A 15,464-nucleotide genomic window follows, 5' to 3' on the forward strand; every position below is an offset into this window, starting at 1 on the left:
GTAGCGCTGAAACCCAGCGCGTTGACTCTGGGAACGATACCAGCCGCGCCTCGCTTCATCCGTGCCCTGAGTTCCGGGTTGGAGACAATGGCGAAGGCGCAGCCCAGGCCGGGCAAGTTGAAAGTCTTGCTGGGCGCCATCAGGGTCACGGTCAAGGAGGAGATTTCTGGGGAAAGGCTGGCGACGGGGATGTGCTTCCTTGCGTCGTCCAATAGGAGCCCGCAATGAATTTCGTCGGAGCACAGGACAAGTTTATGGCGGGCGCAGCGGCCGGCCAAGCCCTCTAATTCGTCCTGCGTGAACACCCGGCCCACGGGATTGTGGGGGTTGCAAAGGGAAAACAGGCTAGTCCGGCCGGTGAGCGTCGCGTCCAAACGCTCCATATCCCACACCCAGCGGTCCGCGTTCAAGACCATGGGAACCCGTAATGCTTCTCGCCCCTGGTTGGCCGAGGCGGATAGGAAGGGCGGGTAGACGGGGGTAGCCGTGATGGACTGTTGGCCGGGGTCGCAGAAGGCGCGGGCGGCCAGGTTCAAACCCGTCACCATCCCAGGGAGCCAGATGATCCATTCCTTTTTTATCTGCCAGCGGTACTGAGTTTCCAGATGCCCGATGATGACCTGCGCCAATTCGTCCGTGGGGTCGGTGTAGCCGAAGATGCCATGCCACACACGTGCGTGCAGGGCCTCCAGGACGCAAGGCGGGGAGCGAAAGTCCATGTCCGCCACCCAGAGCGGGATGATGTCGCGATCCCCATACTTGTCCCATTTGCTGCTGCCGGTTGCCCGGCGGTTGGCGGGCTGGTCAAAATCGAAAGTGGCTTGGGTGGAAGTCATGCACCGCATTTTGTCACGTCATGCCACCATAATACTGGGCTCTAACTGATTCAAACTTCTAAGACATTCTGGTAATATGCAGTGACTATTGAAAAAAGAAATGGGCGGGATGCCCATTTTTTATTTGTATCGCGGGTTCAAGGATTGGGGTTCAAGCACGGCATGGAATTAGCGCAGTTACTGGATACGACTATCACTGGCTTGGGCTTCGAGCTGGTGGATGTCGAATTGCCAGGGCGGGGTAGGCTGATCCGCCTCTTCATCGATCGTTCAGGTGGCATCACCGTGGATGACTGTGCATTCGTGAGCCACCATTTGAGCCGTGTGCTCGCGGTGGAAAATATCGATTACGACAGGCTGGAAGTATCCTCGCCGGGGTTGGACCGGCCACTGAAATCCTTGCGGGATTTCGAGCGCTTCGCGGGCCAGCAAGCCGAATTGAAACTACGTCTCCCGCTCAACGGACGCAAGAGATTTGCTGGCACGCTCAAGGGCGTGGCGGACCAGGCGGTGTTGCTTGAGGTGGAGGGTGCACTGCTGCGATTGCAAATGGCCGATTTGGATAAGGCACGGCTGGTGCCCAAGTTATAGCGAGGATTGAGACGATGAGCAGAGAAATATTGTTGTTGGTGGACGCCTTGGCGCGGGAAAAGAACGTCGATAAGGAAATCGTGTTCGGCGCGCTGGAGCTCGCCCTGGCATCGGCCACCAAACGCAGATTCAAGGACGACGCCGACGTGCGTGTCGCGGTGGACCGCGCAATGGGGGATTACCAATCCTTCCGCCGCTGGCAGGTGGTGGCCGACGAAGCTTTTGAACTTCCCGCCGCGCAACTGACCTTGGACGAGGCTCGCGAGGACAACCCTGGCGCGCAACTGGGGGACATCATCGAGGAGGCTCTGGAGCCCATCGAGTTTGGCCGCATCGGCGCCCAGGCCGCCAAGCAAGTCATCCTGCAAAAAATTCGCGACGCGGAAAGAGAGCAAATCCTCAACGACTTTCTGGCACGCAAGGAACATCTCGTGTCGGGCACTATCAAGCGCGTCGAACGCGGTAGCGCCATCATCGAAATTGGGCGCATCGAGGCCGCGTTGCCACGCGATCAAATGATTCCGAAGGAGAACCTTCGGGTCGGCGACCGCGTACGTGGCTACTTGTTGCGCGTGGACAGGGTGAGCCGCGGGCCGCAGTTGGTGCTCTCGCGCATTGCGCCCGAATTCCTGGTGAAACTCTTCGAATTGGAAGTGCCGGAGATCGAGGAAGGATTGTTGGAGATCAAGGCCGCCGCGCGCGACCCGGGCTCGCGCTCCAAGATTGCTGTGAAGTCCAACGAACCGCGCATCGATCCCATCGGCACATGCGTTGGCATGCGCGGTTCGCGCGTGCAAGCCGTCACCGGGGAACTGGCTGGCGAGCGCGTGGACATCATTTTGTGGGCCCAGGATCCCGCGCAATTCGTCATCAATGCCTTGGCGCCGGCGGAAGTGGCCAGCATCTTGGTGGACGAGGAAACTCACAGCATGGACATCGTGGTCGACGATGAGAACCTAGCGCAAGCCATCGGCCGCAATGGGCAGAACGTGCGCCTGGCCAGTGAACTCACGGGCTGGGTGCTCAACATCATGACGGAAGAGGAATCCTCCAGCAAACACGAGAAAGAATCGGCGAGCGTGCGCTCCCTATTTGTGGATAAGATGGATGTGGATGAGGAAGTAGCGCAAATCTTGGTGGACGCCGGCTTTACCACCCTGGAGCACATCGCCTATTTGCCTTTGAGTGAGTTACAGGAGATCGAGCAATTCGACGCGGATACGATCACTGAATTGCGCAGCCGCGCGCGCAATTCGCTCCTGAAGCAGGAAATCGCCACGGAAGAGAAGGTGGAGAACGTGGCAACCGACCTGCAGAGCATGGAAGGGATGGATGAGCAAATGGCGCTCTTGCTCGCCAGCAAGGGGGTCAATACGCAGGAAGAATTAGCCGAACTCGCGGTGGACGATCTGGTGGAGCTGACCGCGATGGATGCGGAGCGGGCCAAGCAGTTGATCATGACCGCTCGCGCACCGTGGTTCGTTTGAAATATCGCCGGAGATCTGGATGCCTCAATCGAATGTTTCGCAATTTGCCACCGAGCTGGGCATTGCCCCGCACGTGCTGCTGGAACAGCTCGGCGCCGCGGGTGTAAGCAAGAAGCTGGTCGCCGACACTCCTCTTACCGAGCAGGACAAGACGCTACTGCTCGAGTACTTGCGCCGCATGCACGGCAACAAGGAGGGCCAGCAGAAGATCACGCTGACTCGCCGCCAGACCACGGAAATCAAGCGGGCGGATTCCACGGGACGCTCCCGTACCATTCAGGTGGAAGTACGCAAGAAGCGCGTGCTGGTCAAGCGCGATCCCAATGCGCCAGAAGAGGTTGCCGAAACTAAACCCGTGATGCCGGTGATCGACGCCAAGGAAGTTGCCTTGCGCGAAATGGAAGCCCGCAAGCATGCGGAGTTGAGCGCCATCCAGGCCGCCGAAATCGCCAAGAAGGTTGAGGACAAGAAGCCGCGCAAGCCCGTTGCAGTCCCCGTGCCAGCAGCTGAAGTCGTCGCGGTGCCGGACGAAGTGCCGCCCGCGCAAGCGCCCGCTGAAGATAAGAAACCTGCCAAGGTCAAGACAAAAACACCGGGCAAGGAGGCTGTGGCTGAAGCCCCCCCTCCCGCGGTTGCCGCCCCTGTACCTGCTCCCGCTCCTGCCGCCGAGCCCGCGAAAACCGAAGCCAAGGTGGCAAGCGAAGGTACCCTGCATAGGCCCGCCGGTGCGCGCACGCCCGGCGCGGCTGACGCCAAGAAGGCGGCGAAGAAACCGCCCGCCAAGACCACAGGCTGGCAAGATGACGCCGCTCGCAGGCGTGCCCTCAAGACGCGTGGCGACGATGGCTCGCAAGGCTGGCACACGCGTAACCGCCACGGAAGACACCGGACCGAGGTGGTGCCCGCCGCGCCCGTGGTCGTGGAAAAGAAAATCTACGAAGTGCCGGTGCCCGAGACCATCACGGTGGCCGAATTGGCGCACAAGATGTCCGTCAAGGCGGCCGAGGTGATCAAGGAGCTCATGAAGATGGGTTCCATGGTCACCATCAACCAGGTGCTGGACCAAGATACCGCCATGATCCTGGTGGAGGAAATGGGACATATCGCCAAGCGGGCGAAGCTCGATGATCCCGAATCCTTCCTGGTGGAGCAGGATGCCAGGTCCACCGGAGAGCACAGGCCGCCCGTGGTGACGGTGATGGGTCACGTGGATCATGGCAAGACTTCATTGCTCGATCATATTCGCAGTTCGCGCGTGGCTAGCGGCGAGGCGGGCGGCATTACCCAGCATATCGGGGCCTACCACGTGGAAACGCCGCGCGGCATGATCACCTTCCTCGATACACCGGGCCACGAGGCTTTTACCGCCATGCGGGCGCGCGGAGCCAAGGTTACGGACATCGTGATTCTGGTGGTGGCCGCCGACGACGGCGTGATGCCTCAAACCATCGAAGCGGTACACCACGCCAAGGCGGCGAAGGTACCTTTGGTGGTGGCGGTCAACAAAATCGACAAGCCCGAAGCCAATCCCGAGCGTATTCGCCAGGAATTGGTCACCCACGAAGTGGTGCCCGAAGATTGGGGCGGAGATACTATTTTCGTGGACGTGTCGGCACGGGTCGGTACGGGTATCGACCTCTTGCTGGAGGCCATTCTGCTGCAAGCCGAGGTCATGGAGTTGAAAGCCCCGCGCCTGGCGGCGGCGAAAGGCGTGGTGATCGAATCGCGCCTGGACAAGGGCCGTGGTCCCGTGGCCACCGTGCTAGTGCAATCTGGCACCTTGAAGCGAGGCGACGTGGTGTTGGCGGGCGCTTCTTTCGGCCGCGTGCGTGCGATGCTCGACGAGACCGGGCGCAATATTCCCGAGGCCGGGCCATCCATCCCCGTGGAGATTCAAGGCTTGGCGGATTTGCCGGCGGCGGGCGAGGAACTCATCGTATTGGGGGACGAGCGCAAGGCGCGCGAAATCGCGCTCTTTCGGCAAGGCAAGTTCCGAGACGTGCAATTGGCCAAGAAGCAGGCGGCCAAGCTCGACGGGGTGCTGGACCAGATGGCTGCCGGAGAAATCAAGGCCCTTGCCTTGATCGTGAAGGCCGACGTGCAAGGCTCGCAAGAAGCCTTGGTGCATGCGTTGCAGAAACTTTCCACCACGGAAGTGAAAGTCAACGTGGTGCACAGCGGCGTGGGTGCCATTACCGAATCGGATATCAACCTGGCCATGGCATCCAACGCCGTGGTCATCGGTTTCAACGCGCGTGCCGATTCCACCGCCAAGAAGCTCATGACCGCCAACGGTATCGAGGCTCGTTACTACGACGTGATCTACGACGCCGTGGAAGAGGTCAAGAACGCCATGTCCGGCATGTTGGCGCCGGAGCGCAAGGAGTCCATATTGGGTCTCGTGGATTTGCGCCAGGTGTTCCAGATTTCCAAGGTGGGAGCCATCGCTGGCTGCTACGTGTTGGAGGGCTTGGTCAAGCGCGGGTCGCGTGTCCGGGTCTTGCGCGACAACATCGTGATTCACGACGGCGAGCTGGATTCCCTCAAGCGCTTCAAGGATGATGTGCGCGAGGTGAAGGCCGGCTTCGAATGCGGGCTATCGGTTAGGGGCTTCAACGACATCACGGTCGGCGACCAACTTGAATCGTACGAGGTCGTGGAAATCGCGCGCACCCTGTAAGCATGCCGAAAAATCCGGCGAGGCCCTCTCGCATCGCGGTACAAATTCAGCGCGAGTTGGCCGAGCTGGTGCGCCTGGAGTTGAAGGATCCGCGCGTCGGGATGGTTACCTTTACCGACGTGGAGGTGACGCGCGACTACGGGCATGCCAAGGTGTTTTTCACCACTTTTCGCGGCGAGGCGCAATCGGAGGAGACTTCAAAGGCGCTCCAGCACGCCGCCGGATTTCTCCGTAGCGAGTTATCGCGCCGCCTGAAGCTGCGCACGGTGCCTCAACTGCACTTCGTCTACGACGGGTCCGTCGAGCACGGCGTGCGTTTATCCAAGTTGATCGGCGAGGCCAACCTTCCGCGTCCGCCAGAGGGGTGATTTTGGCGGCACGGCCGGAAAGTAAGGAAAGGCCTGCGCGCCATGCTGTCGATGGTGTCCTGCTCATCGACAAAGGTCTTGGTCTCTCCTCCAACCAAGCGTTGCAACGGGCCAAGCGGTTGCTGAACGCCAAGAAGGCGGGGCATACGGGTACACTCGATCCCGCTGCTACCGGATTGCTTGTCTTGTGCTTTGGCGAAGCGACCAAGCTGGCCGGGGTCGGGCTCGGCGAGGATAAGACATACGAAGCCTGCGTGCACCTAGGTGTATCGACCGACACGGGGGATGTGGAAGGCCAGGTCACTGCCCGCCAAGCCTTCACGGGGAGCGACCAAGATATCGAGAACGTATTGGGACGCCTGCGCGGCGAAGTGGAGCAGGTCCCGCCCATGTACAGCGCGCTCAAGCACGAGGGCAAACCTTTGTATGACTACGCCCGGGCCGGGCAGACGATCGAGAGGCAAGCCCGGGTGGTGCATATTAGCGAGTTGGTTGCGCTTCGGCGCGAGGGCGACAAGTGCTGGATCAGGGTGAGTTGCAGCAAGGGCACCTATATTCGCGTGCTGGCCGAGCAGATTGGAGAGGCCCTGGGCTGTCCGGCTCATCTGGCCGCCTTGCGCAGAACGCGGGTGGGGGGCTTGGAAGTAAGGGAGGCCCAATCCGTGGATGCCTTGGAAGCGCAACCCATGGCGGACCGGTTAAGGCGCCTTCTGCCGTCCCAAATTCTTTTAGAATCCATGCCATTAGTGGTTTTGGACGAAGCCGCCGAACGGGCCGTGCGCCTAGGCCAGGTACTGCATCGAGACTTCGAGCCGGCGGGCATGGTTCGGCTGCACGGGCCCAGTGGCACATTGGTGGGCTTGGCCGAGGCCCGGGCGGGCGGCACCATCCATCCAAAACGGATATTGAATTTGCGGCTTGAGGAACAAGGCAGTAGTCCCATACAATAGCGCGCTTTTTTTGGAGAAACGTGAGATGACGATTACAGTGGAAAGCAGGGCCCGCATCGTCGGGGAGTATCAAAGAGCCAAGGGCGACTCCGGCTCGCCGGAAGTACAAGTTGCGTTGCTTACCGCGCGCATCAACGATCTATCGGGGCACTTCAAGAGCCACGTCAAGGATTTTCATTCGCGCCGCGGGTTGCTTCGCATGGTGAGCCGCCGCCGCAAGTTGCTGGATTATCTGAAGCGCGCGGACACCGACGGTTACCGCAAATTGATCGACCGTCTTGGCCTGCGCAAGTAGTCACAAAGCTGCTGTACCGCACTCGATTCCTTCCTCGCCGCGCGTTTCTCTTCGTACCTCTGTACGGGACGCGCGGTGCCCTCCAGCGTATTCGCACTGAGATTACCCATCCATGGATGTAAACCCTCTCGCAGTAACCAAGAAATCTATTCCCTGGGGGAAAAACCAGCTCACTCTGGAAACCGGCGAAATCGCCCGCCAGGCGCACGGGGCCGTACTGGTGAACCTGGATGACACCGTGGTGCTCGTCACCGTGGTGGGAAAGAAAGACGTCTCGCCCGGGCAAGATTTTCTCCCCTTGACCGTGGACTACATGGAGCGCACCTACGCCGCCGGCAAAATCCCAGGCGGATTTTTCAAGCGCGAGGGACGCCCCTCGGAAAAAGAGACGCTAACCTGCCGGTTGATCGACCGGCCCATCCGTCCCTTGTTTCCCGACGGCTTCTTCAACGAAGTGCAAGTGGTGGCCACGGTGATTTCGTCCAACAATGAAGTGGACGCCGATATCGCCGCCATGGTGGGTGCCTCCGCAGCGCTGGCCTTGTCCGGAATTCCCTTCGATGGCCCCATCGGCGCCGCGCGCGTGGGCTACATCGGCGGCGAATACGTGTTGAACCCCTCGGCCACGGAATTGAAGACTTCGCAGCTTGACCTCGTAGTCGCTGGAACCGCGAAAGCCGTGCTGATGGTGGAATCCGAGGCGGCGGAATTGCCTGAAGACGTCATGCTAGGTGCCGTGGTCTTCGGCCACCAACAAATGCAACCGGTCATCAGCCTCATCAACGAGCTGGCGGACGAAGTTGGTAAGCCCCTGTGGGATTGGGCACCGGCGGCCAAGGATCAAGGCTTGATCGAAAAGATCGCGGCAATCGCCGATGCCGGGTTGCAAGAGGCTTACCGCCTGCGCCAAAAGCAAGCGCGCACTGAAAGAGTCACTGCGTTGCGCGATCAAGTGGTGCAAGCCGTCGCCAAAGATGCCGCCACACCCGTGGACGAGAATCTCGTCAAGACCATTTTCGGCGATCTGGAATCCAAGATCGTTCGCGGCCGCGTCCTGAGCGGCGAACCCCGCATAGATGGCCGCGATACCCGCACCGTGCGTCCCATCTCCATCCGCACCGGCGTATTGCCGCGCGTGCATGGTTCGGCACTCTTCACTCGTGGCGAGACCCAAGCCTTGGTCGCCGCCACGTTGGGTACCGCGCGCGATGAGCAGATCATCGATGCCTTGCAAGGCGAGTACACCGACCGCTTCATGCTCCACTACAACATGCCTCCCTACGCCACCGGCGAAACCGGCCGCGTGGGAACGCCCAAGCGGCGCGAGGTGGGACATGGCCGCTTGGCCAAGCGCTCGCTGATTCGCGTGCTGCCCACTCCGGAAGAGTTCTCCTATTCGCTGCGCGTGGTATCCGAGATCACCGAATCCAATGGTTCCAGTTCCATGGCTTCGGTGTGCGGCGGCTGCTTGGCGCTCATGGATGCCGGCGTTCCCATGAAGGCGCACGTCGCCGGGATCGCCATGGGTCTCATCAAGGAAGGCAACCGCTTCGCCGTGTTGACCGACATCCTGGGCGATGAAGATCACCTGGGCGACATGGACTTCAAGGTAGCCGGTACCGAAACTGGCATCACCGCCTTGCAGATGGACATCAAGATCCAAGGCATCACCAAGGAGATAATGCAAGTGGCGCTCTCGCAAGCGCGCGAGGGCCGCATGCACATCCTGGGTTTCATGAAGGAATCCTTGCAAACCGCGCGCTCGGAAATCTCCACCTACGCGCCGCGCATGATCACCATGAAGATCAAGCCGGAAAAAATCCGCGACGTCATCGGCAAGGGCGGTGCGGTAATCCGCGCGCTGACCGTGGAGACTGGCACCACCATCGACATCGCCGAGGACGGTACCGTCACCATCGCCTGCGTGAACTCCGATGGCGGGCTTGCCGCCAAGAAACGCATCGAGGACATCACCGCCGATGTGGAGGTGGGCCGGATCTACGACGGCACGGTGTTGAAGCTCCTCGACTTCGGCGCCATCGTGAGCGTCCTTCCCGGCAAGGATGGCCTGCTGCACATCTCCCAAATCGCGGAGGAGCGCGTGAAGGCCGTGGGCGACCATCTCAAGGAAGGCCAGCAAGTGCGAGTGAAGGTGCTGGAAGCCGACGAAAAGGGACGCTTGCGCTTATCCATGAAGGCCGCCGCGCAGGAAGAAAGCCCGCAACCGGCGGGGTAGCTTCGGCGGCCTTTCGGTCCCAAAAAAACCCGCCAGAAGGCGGGTTTTTACTTGTATCCAGAGCGATCGGATAGATATACAGTGGTTATTTGTATATCTATCCCGATGAGGTGATCATGCAGATCGCGAGGTGGGGTAACAGTTTGGCGGTGCGTCTGCCTGCGGCGGTAGTCGAAGCACTAACTCTCAAAGAGGGCGATGAGATCGAGATTCATGTCGCTGGCGAGCGCTCTTTTGAAGTTAAGAGGCGCCCTGAGGCGCGAGAATTGTTGGCGCGATTAAGGAAGTTTCGCGGGCGGCTTCCTGCCGATTTCAAGTTCTACCGGCTTGAAGCCAATGAGCGTGGCTGAGCGTTTTTTCGACACGAACGTACTCCTATATCTACTCTCCGCAGATACTGCCAAGGCTGATCGCGCGGAAATTGAGTTGAGCCGTGGCGGCGTGCTCAGCGTGCAGGTGCTCAATGAGTTCGCGTCGGTTGCATCGCGTAAACTCACGATGTCCATAACCGAAATCCGCGAGATGCTCGCCACGATCCGGGTCGTATGCACGGTCGTGCCTGTCAGCGAAGAGACTCATGATGTGGGCTTACGGGTCGCTGAGGCGTACCGGTTGCCGGTCTATGATGCAATGATTGTCGTCTCGGCGCTGCTGGCTGGATGCAAGACTATTTTGTCGGAAGACATGCAGGATGGCCAATCGATCGATGGCAGGCTGGTGACCCGGAATCCATTCCATGCGAAGGACGATAGCTAAACATGAATCCGCTGACCGGCGAAGAACTTGCCGCGCTGCTTGACGAACTGGAGTCGGATCGCGTCTAGCGCAAGAAGGCGTGGGCGGGGGACGCGCCCGAAAAGACCCGGCAGGCGGTTTGCGCGTTCGCCAATGATTTGCCCAACCATCGCCAACCAGGAATCGTGTTCATAGGGGCCAATAACGATGGCAGCGTTGCCAACATCGACGTCACCGACAAGCTCCTACAAACGCTTTCCGATATAAAAACGGATGGCAAAACTGTACCGCCACCGACTCTCACGGTCGAAAAACGTGTGGTCAAAGGATCTCCCTTGGCGGTCGTGACGGTATGGCCCGCGCCGAGGCATGGCGAGTGCGCAGGACGAACGAATCCTGAACGAAAAGCGCCGCTACCGCGATGCTCATTTCGAGGCGTATCCAGTTCAACAATGCACGTTGGAAGATCTTAGCCGGCCCATCTTCGAACAAGAGTATCTGCCCCAGGCGGTCGCGCCCGACGTATTGGACGCCAGCGCTCGCAGTTACGAAGAGCGGCTGGCTTCCTGTGGAATGATTGCTTCGGCCGCCGAACCGATACCTACAGTGCTTGGTTTGCTCGTTTGCGGCATATCCCCACGAACGTGGCTTCCTGGAAATTACATCCAATTTCTACGCATTCAAGGCACACAACTCTCGGACCCGGTCGTCGACGAAGCGGAGATAGACGGCACGATCGGCATGATGTTGCGCCGCCTGGACGAGAAACTCGCCGCCCATCTCACTACGGGTGTCGATTTCACATCGCAGGATCGCGAGGTTCGTACCAGTCCTTATCCATTGGTGGCGCTCCAGCAACTGACTCGAAACGCCGTCCTGCACCGCACCTATGAAAACACCAACGCTCCGGTACGGGTGTACTGGTTCGATGACCGCATCGAGATCAACAATACGGGAGGCCCCTACGGGAGCATCACCGCCCAGAATTTCGGTAAACCCGGCTTGGCCGACTACCGCAATCCGCAACTGGCCGCGGCATTCAAGGTGCTCGGATATGCGCAGCGCTTCGGGGCTGGAATTACCCTCGCACGCCAAGCGCTGGAAAAAAACGGCAATCCGCCACTGGAATTTCAGATCGAGCCGAATTTTGTAGTGGCGATCATCAGGAGAGCCCCGTGAGCGTTCCTGTCCTCACCTTCTTCAACAACAATGGCGGCGTGGGTAAGACTTCGCTCGTGTTCCACCTTGCCTGGATGCTATCCGAGATGGGCAAGCGTGTCGTGGCAATCGACCTCGACCCTCAAGCCAACCTCACGTCGGCTTTTTTGCCGGAAGACGAACTTGAAATTCTATGGGACCCGGACGACAACTCCCAACGTAACAGCACCATCTACCAATGCGTTCGGCCGCTGACGGAAGTCGGCGACATCCTTGCTCCGCAAACGCAACGAGTCAGTTCCCGGCTGCACTTGGTGCCGGGGGATCTCGGGCTGGCTGGGTTCGAGGATTTCCTCTCGCAGGAATGGCCCAACGCACTTGGATCCGGCGGCCTGTACCGTCCGTTTCGTATCTTGTCGTCGTTTTGGCAGATCGCGCAGATGGCCGCTCAGCAACACGGCGCAGACATCATTCTCGCGGACGTCGGTCCCAATCTCGGCGCGATAAACCGCTCCGCCTTGATCGGCTCAGACCACGTGGTGATTCCGCTCGCCGCCGATCTCTTCTCCTTGCAAGGGCTGCGCAACCTCGGCCCCACGTTGTGGGCCTGGCGGGTGGACTGGAGAAAACGGGTGGACAACTGGACCGTCCCGGCATTTGCGCTGCCTTCCGGATCGATGCGGCCCGCGGGCTACATCCTCATGCAACACGGCGAGCGGTTGTCCCGCCCTGTCCAGGCTTACAAGAAGTGGGCGGACCGAATTCCGGAGACCTATAGACAAAGCGTATTGAACCAGTCAATCTCGCCGAACGTGCCACCCACCGATGGCGATTGCCTAGCCAGGCTCAAGCACTACCGCAGCCTCGTGCCTATGGCGCAAGAGGTACGCAAGCCCATCTTTCAACTTACGGCAGCCGATGGCGCTATCGGCAGCCATTCCTACGCGGCCAAGGATGCCTGGAACGACTTCAAGGCATTAGCCGTGGCTATTCTAGAACGCATTGGGCCGCAAGAATAAACGGCCTGGCCATGGCTCGGCAACATAAGAAGAAGGCCTACGCAGCGAATCCGGGCAGCGCGATTTGATGATGCATATCAAGCATGGCAGACTCCTGTCCGAGACGCGCCGCTTCGTCCCGGTACAGGGATGTTCTGCTAACCGGTGCCAGGATCGATTACCCCGGCCGTCGCACTGCTCATCAATCTCCTGGCGCCAAAAGAATCTAAGGACGTGAAACTGGGCGCACGAACGCGAACGAGCCGTTCCTGAACTCGCCCGCCCAAACGACTTTAGCGGGCACCAGTGTAGAGAAGACATCTCCCGCGGACGCCACAACCTTCAGTGACACGGGTTCGGCCGCGCACCAGTCGCCCGAGAATGGTATCTGGTTGACGAATATCTTTCCCTTTATTTGTACCGGATAGTTCAACGTTCCTGCCACTGCCGCACATGGGAGTGCTCCGGATTTGACTTCGGCGACGACGACCGGCTGGCCATTCACGAATCCGGTTGCGCGCCGGCCTTGAGTGGTTTCTTCGAGTGTTGCGTTACCGCTTCGAGCTGGGAATCCCATAATGTCCCGTACGGCAGTCGTTGTTTTCTCATCGGGACCATAGGCACCCGCGAGCATCCATCGCCATTTTGTACCATCGGCGGAATCGAACCCCTCCACATCGGCCCATGCATAAACGACGTTGTAAGGAGATATACCGTAGCCACGGGTCGCCGAGTAAATGTTGTAGGCGCCAGTGAGTTCCTTTACCGGCTTCATTCCGGCAGGGAGCATCTTTCGCAACATTGCCTCGTCCCAGATGACACCGATCATGATGTGATTGGTTCCAGCAATTTGGTAGGGGGTTCAGGAGGGACCTTACTTTTGTCCTGAGCTAGTGCCGGAGTCATTGTGGAGCACAGTCCGGATAGAACTGCGATAGCGATAAAAGGACGGTTGCTGGCCAAAAAAGATAACGTATTGCTCATTTTTTCTCCTCGAGAGGAATAAAACAAGCCACATCACTCTGGGCCGGCGCGTACAACTCCATTTGCCCAAACATTAGGGAGCACGCTACCTTCCCCCTGAAACAGCGTACTAGAGTTCGGTGCCGGGCTATTACCAACCAAGCCAACTAAGCCAACTTAGCCAACTAAGCAGACTCCAATGCGAATCAATGCGCCGCCGCCGCCCCCGTGAACGGCACTACCATCTCCGTGAACGGATAGACGTAGGCTTGCAGCATAATCACCACACCAACCAATGCGGCCAGCACGAGCGAGTGCCAAAATACGTAGCGCAGGATTTCGCCTTCGTGGCCGTACCAGCGGGTGGCGGTGGAAGCCACGACAATGCTTTGTGCGTCGATCATCTTGCCCATGACGCCGCCAGTGCTGTTGGCGGCCGCCATGAGATTGGGGTTCAGGCCTAGTTGTTCGGCGGTGATGCGTTGCAGGCCGCCGAAGAGCACGTTGGAGGCAGTGTCCGAGCCTGTGAGAGCCACGCCCAGCCAACCCAGCATGGTTCCGAAGAAGGGGTAGAACATTCCGGTGTAGGCGAATGCTAATCCGAGCGTTGCGTCCGTACCGGAATAGCGGGTGACGAATCCCAGCGCCAGCATGGCCGCGATGGTGAGCAACGAGAACCGCACCAGCACCAGGGTGTGCCAGTACTTGCGGAACATCTCTCCGAGGGAATAACCCATGAAGAGCCCCGCGAGAATCGCCGAGAGAAAAATTCCGCTACCCGTGGCGGAAAGCCAATTGAGCGTGAATACCGCTTTCTCCTTGACCGGCTTGGCGACTACCGGAGGTACTTTCTCCACTTTCTCGTGCAGCCACGCCAAGGGGAAGTCCAGGCGGGTGGCGGCGTAGGTGACTTTCTCCTTCTTCACGCCATCGACTTCCACTATCTGCTTGGTTTCGCCGTTGAGAATGCTCTTCACTTGAGGCGTGCCCCAGGCGAAGACGAATACGGTGAGAATCATCCATGGAATCCATGCGCGGATGATGGCGCTGCCGCCGTGGTGTTGAAATTGCGCGGGCGCGGCTTCGGCGGCCGCGCTGTCATCTTTTCTCCCGGGCAACGCGGTGGTGCGCCAGATTTCCTTCGGCTTCCAGAATTTGAGGAAGGTGACGAGGCTGATCATGGATATGATGGCCGCGCCGACGTCCACCAGCCAGGGTCCGTGGAAATTGGATATGAGAAATTGCGGGATGGCGAAACTAACGCCCGTCACCAGTATGGCCGGCCAAACTCCTTTCACGCCTTTCCATCCGGAGAAGGCCCACACTAACCAGAAGGGCACCAGGACGGAGAAGAAGGGCAATTGCCGGCCCGCCATGGCGGAGAGTTCGTAGACGTCAAGCCCAGTCACCGCCGCCAGCGTGATGATGGGCGTTCCCAATGCGCCCCAGGCCACCGGTGCGGTGTTGGCGATGAGGGAAAGCCCTGAAGCGGCGAGTGGCGAGAAGCCAAGGCCGATCAATATCGCTCCGGTGACCGCCACGGGAGTGCCGAATCCGGCCGCACCCTCGAAAAATGCTCCGAATGCGAAGGCGATCAAGAGTAGTTGAATGCGCCGGTCCTCGGACACGTTGGCGATGCTGTCCTGAAGGATCTGGAACTGCCCCTTGTCCTTGGTCAGTTGGTAGAGAAAGATGATGTTGAGCACGATCCAGCCAATGGGCAGCAAACCAAAAAGGCCGCCGTACACTGCCGAGCCCAAGGCCATTTCCGCCGGCATACCGTACGCCAAGATCGCGACCGCCAGCGCGCTGATCAGCCCCAGCACGGCCGCCCAATGCGCGGCGATGTGGAAGAAGGCCAGGCCGCCTAATAACACCACGACAGGAATCGCGGCCAACGCGGTTGAGAGGACGGCATTGTTGAGGGGGTCGTAGACCTGCTGCCAAATCATTGGGGCCTCTCTGAGATAAATGGTTTTAGTTGTAGGTGCCGCCGGGGGCGGCCGAAAGCCGGGCGATTATAGGGCACCTCTAATAATTCAGCATTCTAGAGTAGTGTGTATGGAATCGATGTGATAAAAAGCCTCGAAGCGCAAAGTGATCCCGAGGCCGATGAAGAAAGACAAACGCAGGAAGCAACCCAAACCCAAGCAGCCTGGATTCTTCG

At 59.4% G+C, this 15,464-nt stretch carries 13 protein-coding genes and 1 pseudogene; 11 read left to right on the forward strand and 3 right to left on the reverse strand.

Going from position 1 to position 15,464, the window contains the following annotated elements:
- Positions 1–845 (reverse strand): aminotransferase class I/II-fold pyridoxal phosphate-dependent enzyme (locus EXR36_12550; protein ID MSQ60438.1); only part of this gene is annotated, 845 nt, incomplete at its 3' end.
- Between the two features lie 153 nt (positions 846–998).
- Here EXR36_12550 and rimP point away from each other — a divergent pair.
- From rimP to EXR36_12605, 11 genes and pseudogenes are all read left to right on the forward strand, one after another.
- Positions 999–1,427: a ribosome maturation factor RimP gene (gene rimP, locus EXR36_12555; GenBank protein ID MSQ60439.1), complete on the forward strand. Its 429-nt coding sequence runs from the start codon at positions 999–1,001 to the stop codon at positions 1,425–1,427.
- 14 nt (positions 1,428–1,441) lie between these two features.
- Positions 1,442–2,914 carry a transcription termination/antitermination protein NusA gene (nusA, locus tag EXR36_12560; protein MSQ60440.1) on the forward strand — a complete coding sequence of 491 codons (1,473 nt, stop codon included), beginning with the start codon at positions 1,442–1,444 and terminating at the stop codon, positions 2,912–2,914.
- 19 nt (positions 2,915–2,933) lie between these two features.
- Entirely contained in the window at positions 2,934–5,594 is a 2,661-nt protein-coding gene (locus EXR36_12565; protein MSQ60441.1) for a translation initiation factor IF-2, read from the forward strand.
- A gap of 2 nt (positions 5,595–5,596) precedes the next feature.
- Positions 5,597–5,962, forward strand: coding sequence for a 30S ribosome-binding factor RbfA (gene rbfA / locus EXR36_12570; protein MSQ60442.1), 366 nt, complete (start codon positions 5,597–5,599; stop codon positions 5,960–5,962).
- Between the two features lie 2 nt (positions 5,963–5,964).
- Positions 5,965–6,912: a tRNA pseudouridine(55) synthase TruB gene (gene truB / locus EXR36_12575; GenBank protein ID MSQ60443.1), complete on the forward strand. Its 948-nt coding sequence runs from the start codon at positions 5,965–5,967 to the stop codon at positions 6,910–6,912.
- Positions 6,913–6,937: 25 nt separating this feature from the next.
- Entirely contained in the window at positions 6,938–7,207 is a 270-nt protein-coding gene (locus EXR36_12580) for a 30S ribosomal protein S15 (protein MSQ60444.1), read from the forward strand.
- Between the two features lie 112 nt (positions 7,208–7,319).
- Entirely contained in the window at positions 7,320–9,443 is a 2,124-nt protein-coding gene (gene pnp / locus EXR36_12585; protein MSQ60445.1) for a polyribonucleotide nucleotidyltransferase, read from the forward strand.
- A gap of 116 nt (positions 9,444–9,559) precedes the next feature.
- Entirely contained in the window at positions 9,560–9,793 is a 234-nt protein-coding gene (locus tag EXR36_12590) for an AbrB/MazE/SpoVT family DNA-binding domain-containing protein (GenBank protein MSQ60446.1), read from the forward strand.
- Positions 9,780–10,199, forward strand: a complete 420-nt coding sequence (locus tag EXR36_12595) for a PIN domain-containing protein (protein ID MSQ60447.1) — start codon at positions 9,780–9,782, stop codon at positions 10,197–10,199. Before EXR36_12590 ends, EXR36_12595 begins: the two co-directional genes overlap by 14 nt.
- Positions 10,200–10,201: 2 nt before the next feature.
- Positions 10,202–11,357 (forward strand): annotated as a pseudogene (locus EXR36_12600) (transcriptional regulator).
- Complete coding sequence (locus tag EXR36_12605; protein ID MSQ60448.1) at positions 11,354–12,355, forward strand: ParA family protein; 1,002 nt, start codon at positions 11,354–11,356, stop codon at positions 12,353–12,355. The pseudogene EXR36_12600 and the gene EXR36_12605 overlap by 4 nt, the downstream one beginning before the upstream one ends.
- Before the next feature lie 205 nt (positions 12,356–12,560).
- On the opposite strand, the gene EXR36_12610 is transcribed toward EXR36_12605, so the two are convergent.
- Together EXR36_12610 and EXR36_12615 are read right to left on the reverse strand one after the other, a co-directional pair.
- A complete protein-coding gene (locus EXR36_12610) occupies positions 12,561–13,163 on the reverse strand; it encodes a hypothetical protein (protein ID MSQ60449.1) in 603 nt (200 codons plus the stop codon).
- A 340-nt stretch (positions 13,164–13,503) separates the two neighbouring features.
- On the reverse strand, positions 13,504–15,249 hold the full coding sequence (locus EXR36_12615) for an L-lactate permease (GenBank protein ID MSQ60450.1): 1,746 nt from the start codon (positions 15,247–15,249) through the stop codon (positions 13,504–13,506).
- Positions 15,250–15,464: the final 215 nt, after the last annotated feature.

It is taken from the genome of Betaproteobacteria bacterium, from assembly GCA_009693245.1.
Taxonomy (GTDB): domain Bacteria; phylum Pseudomonadota; class Gammaproteobacteria; order Burkholderiales; family SHXO01; genus SHXO01.

Excerpts from the sequence above, each read along its gene's own strand:
- rimP (MSQ60439.1), top strand. The coding sequence starts at position 999 with ATGGAATTAGCGCAGTTACTGGATACGACTATCACTGGCTTGGGCTTC.
- nusA (MSQ60440.1), top strand. The coding sequence starts at position 1,442 with ATGAGCAGAGAAATATTGTTGTTGGTGGACGCCTTGGCGCGGGAAAAG.
- EXR36_12565 (MSQ60441.1), top strand. The coding sequence starts at position 2,934 with ATGCCTCAATCGAATGTTTCGCAATTTGCCACCGAGCTGGGCATTGCC.
- rbfA (MSQ60442.1), top strand. The coding sequence starts at position 5,597 with ATGCCGAAAAATCCGGCGAGGCCCTCTCGCATCGCGGTACAAATTCAG.
- EXR36_12580 (MSQ60444.1), top strand. The coding sequence starts at position 6,938 with ATGACGATTACAGTGGAAAGCAGGGCCCGCATCGTCGGGGAGTATCAA.
- pnp (MSQ60445.1), top strand. The coding sequence starts at position 7,320 with ATGGATGTAAACCCTCTCGCAGTAACCAAGAAATCTATTCCCTGGGGG.
- EXR36_12590 (MSQ60446.1), top strand. The coding sequence starts at position 9,560 with ATGCAGATCGCGAGGTGGGGTAACAGTTTGGCGGTGCGTCTGCCTGCG.
- EXR36_12595 (MSQ60447.1), top strand. The coding sequence starts at position 9,780 with ATGAGCGTGGCTGAGCGTTTTTTCGACACGAACGTACTCCTATATCTA.
- EXR36_12610 (MSQ60449.1), bottom strand. The coding sequence starts at position 13,163 with ATGATCGGTGTCATCTGGGACGAGGCAATGTTGCGAAAGATGCTCCCT.
- EXR36_12615 (MSQ60450.1), bottom strand. The coding sequence starts at position 15,249 with ATGATTTGGCAGCAGGTCTACGACCCCCTCAACAATGCCGTCCTCTCA.